The 6,709-nt window shown below is 56.6% G+C and carries 4 protein-coding genes; all 4 read left to right on the forward strand.

Annotated features, from left to right (window positions below):
- On the forward strand, positions 1-3,263 hold a 3,263-nt coding region (locus VGE80_RS00325; RefSeq protein WP_440591262.1), incomplete at its 5' end, for a DUF1583 domain-containing protein.
- 240 nt (positions 3,264-3,503) lie between these two features.
- Positions 3,504-3,950 (forward strand): DUF423 domain-containing protein, encoded by a 447-nt coding sequence (locus tag VGE80_RS00330; protein ID WP_440591263.1) that lies wholly within the window; start codon positions 3,504-3,506, stop codon positions 3,948-3,950.
- A 534-nt stretch (positions 3,951-4,484) separates the two neighbouring features.
- Positions 4,485-5,750, forward strand: a complete 1,266-nt coding sequence (locus tag VGE80_RS00335; RefSeq protein ID WP_440591264.1) for a tetratricopeptide repeat protein — start codon at positions 4,485-4,487, stop codon at positions 5,748-5,750.
- A 261-nt stretch (positions 5,751-6,011) separates the two neighbouring features.
- The coding region (locus tag VGE80_RS00340) for a metallophosphoesterase (protein ID WP_440591265.1) at positions 6,012-6,709 on the forward strand (698 nt) is incomplete at its 3' end.

Consider the following 6,709-nt stretch of genomic DNA (forward strand, 5'->3'; position numbering starts at 1 on the left):
CCAACTTGAAGATCACCGGAAACCCGGTCATTCCCCGGCAAGTGACGTTGATCGAAAAAGATTCCCTACTTGGGTGGGACAGCGACTTCTATGGAGAAACGCGTCCCTTCCGCCATCCTGACCACGTCATGGAAGGTAATAACGGAGAACCTCTCGCCAAAATCACCGATCCTGACTGGTCCGCCCGAGAGGGAGAACTTCACGGACGCTATCTCCCCTTCTCCGGACTGGGGAGCCCAGGCGTCTTACAGAGCCGGATCTACTACGACCGTCCGTTGCTGGAGGGAGAAACGATTGACTACGAATTCTGGTACGAACCGGGAGTCGCCGGTATCAACGTGGCCCCGGCGATGGATCGCCTTGCATTCCTGTTTGACGAGCGTGGCGTGCACTTACACTGGATGACGGAGGGGAACTCCATCGAGGAAGGCTACGCGGGACTTGATGCAAGCAATGTACTGACCGAAGAGAACATGCAGCGCGGTCGAGTGAGTTTGAAACCGCAGGACTGGAACTCCGTCAACCTCACGCTCAATGGCGACCTCCTTTCCGTCATGCTCAACGGCAGCGTTGTCGCCGAGCGACGGCTGGAATCCGATAATTCACGACAGTTCGGCTTTTATCATGATAAGCGATCTTCCTCTGTGCGGGTCCGGAATGTCGTCCTGAAAGGGGACTGGCCCGAGACTGTCACGTCAGACATGCTGGGCAACCTTCTGGCGACGACTCAGCCGCGAACGCGAGAAGAAAGACAGGCACTGAGCCAGTCCATCGAAGAAAAGTTTCACTTTAATGGATTGGATCAACGGCTGAATCACTTCCGCTCGCTTCCGGAAGAGGCGCGGTATGAACGCCTGGCAGACTGGGTCCTGGCCGGTGACGATCATCGGACATTCCGCCTGTACGGAAGTTTCACATCCGACACCAATTTGACCGGCACGAATCAGCTGGTAGCACGCTTCACAAACGACTCCGGCTCCAGTCCGTTGACCTTCCGCCGGCAAAGGCCAGGAGGGGATCTGTTCGCCCCCGCCCTGGATCTGGTGGATCTGGCAAAACAGAAGAACCAACTGAATGAACTTTCGAAACGGGTGACTGACGCGCCTGCCCGGACCCCTGTAGCGGTCCGATCAAAGCTGGCACTTCAGATTCTGATTTCGATCGCCGCTGAGGATCTGGGACAGGCCGCGGCCTTGATTCCGCAATTGCATGAACTCGCGCAGGCCCTCCCTGAAGATGCTTCCGTCGTCGATCGATGGCCAGAGTTACTGGTGAGTAACGAAGCGACCCGGTATGCGGAACTTCGCGGGGTGACATTGCCTCTTCTCAACCTGCTGGTCGACCAGCAGCACAAGAGAAGTCTCGGGGAGGCGTGGGATGCCCGCGTCACCGGGTTGCGAGATCAGTGCCGGGCTTTGGTGGAAAGGAACCAGTTCCCACCCCCGGGAGCAGCCTCACCTAAGGGGCAGTGGACTCCCGTTTCGATCGAATGGGCCGACGCACATGGCAGAGGTCCTGTTCCACGCTGGCTGTTCCACGATCAGGGGGTTTCTCATCTGGCGGGATATGGTCACGACTACTTGTACTTCCAGTCCCCCCTGACAGGTTCCTTCACGGTCGATGCCGAAGTGTCGACGTACGGATGGAGGGAAATTCGACTGATGTACAACACGCAGTGGGTCGGTCCTCAATACACCAAAACAGTCGTCGATTTGGGCAACCTGACTGGCAACTGGTCGAGTCCCAAGATCGAACCGACTCTGGAATTCAACGAATGGTGTCGACTGAAACTGGTTGTCGAACCGGGCCGATCAAAGTACTACCTGAATGATCGGTTTGTCTTCGAGCAAGCTCTACCAGATCATCCCGACCCCTGGGTAGCGCTGATGAGCTGGGGCACATTTTCCGGAGGGGCGAAGCTGGTCCGGATCAAAGGGGAACCGACCATTCCCGAGGAACTGAAATTGTCGTCCGGGAACAAACTGACCGGATGGACGGCCGGCATGTACCACGATCCGATGTCGGCTAACGAGCAAAACCCCAATACTTCACAACTTGCCTGGGTACTGGAAAACGGTGAAATTCAAGGTCGCAAGTTTGAAACGATCCCAGACCGGGCGCGACAGAGTCTACTGCGATACCACCGTCCGCTGATCGAAGATTCCGTCGTGAGTTACGATTTTTTCTACGTCCCCGGGCAAACCTTGGTTCACCCTGCCATCGGTCGGAAGTCGTTTCTGCTGGATCCCGACGGCATCAAAGTGCATTGGCTGACGGATGGGCAATGGGAAACCTCAGCACTTACACCCACCAATACCACCGTGATTTCTGCAGAGCGACGCGGCCCCGCGAATCTTCCCTTCAAGCCGAATGACTGGAATCGCCTGCAATTGACGCTGACGGGCAATACCGTCTCGATCAGGTTAAATGATGTCGAGGTGTACGAGTCGCCGGTGGAACTGACAAATCAACGACAGTTCGGCCTGTTCCACTACGCCGACCAGACCGACGTCCGGGTGAAGAATGTTGTCTATCGGGGAGACTGGCCACGCACATTGCCGTCGCTTCGGGAACAGGAACTGGCGGACATGGGTCCCAAGCCGTTCCAATTCGCTGAGGGCGAATTGCAGACGTGGATTGATTGGGATTTTCGTAGTCCAATGCCGTCGTCGCTCAAGCCGACGGGTAAAGTGACACCCAATGCAGTGGAAACCCGTGACGATGGACTCAAGATCATTCGTGGAGAAAATGCACCTGCTGAGGGAATTGGCTGCGGGTTTCTCTGGGACGCCAACCTCACCGGTGACTTTGAACTGACGCTGGACTACCGCACTTTCGAATCGCGAACCGAACAGCAGGACTGGCAAATTCCCCGAATTGAACTCTTCGCGGATATCGGGGGACCGTTCAATGCACCAGCGAATACGCACCAGATGATGTCAGGGATCCGTCGGGCGCCAAACGGAATTCTCACATCCTACACCGGGCTGGGAAATCATGCGGGTGACAAGTACGACTGGACTTACACCCACGGAGAGTACGATGCCCCCTCAGGTCGGTTCCGTCTGGTACGAAAAGGTGACAAGGCTTACTACCTGATCGCAAAAGAGGATTCAGATGAGTGGACATTGTCCTACACCGGAACGATCGGTACCGGAAACGTCACGGGGGGGAACTTCACCCTTCGGGCAGAGATGCCCACATCATCGGGAAGTGCTGTCTTCACTCGCTTCACACTGAAGTCCAGTGGCCAAGCGAAATAGTTCCGTGCGAAAGTTCGTTGCTTAAACTTCCCGTGCAGCACTCACGCGGCAGGGGCGAAGTAAAGCCAGATGAGCGACGCGGCCGAAGGTCCCCGGTCGCGCTCGCGGCAGTGTGGTCCCCGCAATCGACTGCATCGATTCGCACCGACGGAATCTCCGCGTTACGATGACCGCATCGAGGGAAGTCGCTGCATCCCTTGCCTGACTTACGAACACCTACGGAAAGCGCAAAAAAGTATCATGGCCGGATCACGCTGGATTGCATTGGGAGCACTGATTTGTGGTCTGTCGGTGGGGATGGGAGCCTTCGCCGCTCACTTTCTCGATCAGGTGTTCGCACGAAAGTACGACGGAGGGACCCGTACTGTGGCGGGCCAGACAGTACCGCTGGCCAGCAAGTTTTTGAACGATTTCAAAACGGGTGCCGAGTATCAGATGTTTCACGGCTTGGCCCTAATCGCGACCGGCCTGGTCATGCAACGACGGCCTTCCCGCGCAGCCTGCATTGCGGCATGGTCATTCACCACAGGAACCCTGCTCTTTTCGGGCAGTCTCTACGTGCTGACTCTCACGGGCGTGACCAAATGGGGCGCGGTCACGCCCTTCGGAGGTGTCGCCTTCCTCATCGGCTGGATCACGCTCGCCATCGCCGCGACGAAACCTCTGGCTGAACCGACCCAGGCGTGACGAAAAATCAGCGACGGCCCCGGCGAACGTAGCCGTTCCCGTGTGCCCGTCGACGCACCAGAAGGAGACGGGAACTGATCACCGGAGGATGTCTTCGGTCAACATCCCGTTGGCTTCCTCCCCCGTCTCTCGCTCTTCGTCCCAGGGAACACAGTCCTGATTGCAGTCGTGATTGCAATCGACGATCCCGTCTGCCGCCAACCAACAGGGGAACCCGGCTGCGGTAACGCCTCAGCGGTTCTTGTGGTGCGCCGACTTTGCCACGCGTCAGTCGTTCGCTCGTATTCTGGGTCGGGATTCAAGCTTGCGGGTCGTCGAGTGATCCGAAGCTCAGAACAGCTCTGGAACTCGTAAGAGCGGTTCTGAACACAGAGTTAGCCAGTTTCTGCGGACTGCGGCGCCCTCCATTTCAGCCCAAGATCCCTGTAACAGATGAGTTACGGTTTCAACCCGGGATTGACCGATTTTGGCATCGCGATTACAAGCGGCGCACGACGGCTTCTCATTTCTGTCTATGGCGAGGAGTGCCGAAAAATGCGACGAATAGCATGGATGCTGATGCTGGCCTTTGCCGTTGGATGCGGTAGTGCAACAACGAAGACGACAGTGAACGACGAGGCCCCCAAGGATCTGGAACTTCCTCCCGAAGTCGTTTCCTACTTTCAAAGTGGCGATCTGAATGGTGCCATTCGTGCACTCAGTGGGATGATCGACCAACGGCCGAAGGACGAAACTCTCTACTCGTTGCGGGCGACCGCTTTCCATCGTAGTGGAAACAATGAAGGTGCCCTGGCGGATCTCAATCAGGCCATCAAGCTCAATCCAGAGGACGCTCGTCTCTACAACAACCGCGGCTTCGTCTCGTTGAGCATGTCAAAGTTCGACGAAGCGATTGCCGATTTCGAGCAAGCCACGCAGCGAGCTCCCAGGTTTACCAACGCCTACAATAACCGTGGTCTCGTCTATATCGCTCAACAACGATATGAAGAGGCGATCACGCAGTTTAGCAAGGCGATTGAACTCGAGATGCAATATGTCGACGCCTACAACAATCGCGGATTTGCGGAGCTGGAATCAGGCCAGATTGAGAACGCGCTAAATGACTTCAATGCGGCGATCCAGTTCGATTCTCAGTACGTCAACGCGTACAACAACCGTGGTCTGCTAAGAGCGCGGGTCGGTGACTTTGAAAACGCCATCATCGATTTCACTCAGGCAATGATGCTGGACCCGCTCAACCCTAAGTACTACCAGCACCGCAGCGAGGTCTACTATCGGCAGGGCGCCATCGACAAAGCCATGGCGGACGAGAAGAAACTTGTGTGGCTGGTGCAACTGCATCAACTGAACTCGGCTATCGCGAGCACCGCGGAGCCGGTCATCGAACTGACTCAGCGGGCACATCACTATCTGCAGGTGAACGACCAATCCAGAGCCCTCGAGGATCTGAATCAGGCGCTGAAGCTCAATCCTCGTGCGACCGCTGCGTTGACGGCTCGGGCCGAACTCCACTTGCGCCGCAAGTCGATCAGCGAAGCCCGATCCGACGCCGAGGCCTGTCTGGCAATTGAACCGACCGAGGGTGCCTATTCCGTTTTGGGTGATGTGTTCCTCAGCCTGAAAGACTACGACCGGGCGATTGAGAATTTTGCGTTGTCGCGACGGGTCGACCCGAATGTCGCCGAAGCCTATTACGCCAAATCCAAAGTCCTCGCCGAACAGGGCCTCGTCGAAAAAGCGAACAGCACCATGCAACAGGCATTGGCGCTGGATCCTGAAGTTGGGAAAAGATTGCGTTGACGGCGGTCTGTATTCAGGTGAAACTAAGATACCGTGCGGCCAAGCGCGAAACTGCCGGGCGGGCACCGCTTCAACAACTCGTGCCAGCGGGAGATATCTCCTGCCGGCACAGGTTTGCCCTGTGCAAAGCCGTTCCAGCGGATGCCCCCTTTTTGAGAATGAAGGATCTTGCGCGATGACCAGCAGGTCGTTGGGCAGAGCTGACCATCCTGGTCCACACTGGCTGGGATGAATCCGGGTTTCATTGCAGGTCGAAAGTGCATGACGATTCAGTGGAAGACGAAGATTCAAGGTCCGATTGCCGTCATTGGTGACCTGCATGGCCAGGCCGATAAGCTGGAAGTTGTCCTCGACCGCTTGCGACAGACACCCGGTTTCCAGAATCGCTGGGTGGTCTTTATCGGTGATTTCGTCGACCGGGGCCCCGACTCGAAAGGGGTGATCGACATGGTCCTGGATTTCATGGCCGAGCATCCAGCGACGACAGCCATCATGGGCAATCACGAGTTCGCCATGTGCTCGGCACTAGGCTGGCTCTCGGGGAGTGAAGCCTCTTCCTGGGGCAAACGATGGACGACTTTTTATAACGCAGAATCCACTTTTGCTTCGTATGGGGCAGAGGTCGGAAACCTCGAAGATCTCGCCGCGAAGATTCCCGCCGAGCATCGCGAACTGCTGTCAACACTGCCGTGGTGTGTTGAACATCCCGAGTTGCTGTTTGTGCATGCGGGCCTCGATCCCACCATGCCGTTCAAAGTCCAATTGCGGATTCTGCATGAGAAAGATTTCACACTGAACCGGCCCCAGTGGCTGTGTGAAAAGCTGTTCGTTCATCAGAACCCGCCAGCCGATTGCCCGCTCACAGTCGTCTCGGGTCATGTCAAAGTCCCCTCGGTCGTCCTTCGTCCTCGCCGAATTCTCGTCGATACAACAGGCGGAGAAAAAGGGAATTTGAGCTG

The sequence above is a fragment of the Schlesneria sp. genome (assembly GCF_036405755.1).
Lineage (GTDB): Bacteria > Planctomycetota > Planctomycetia > Planctomycetales > Planctomycetaceae > Schlesneria > Schlesneria sphaerica.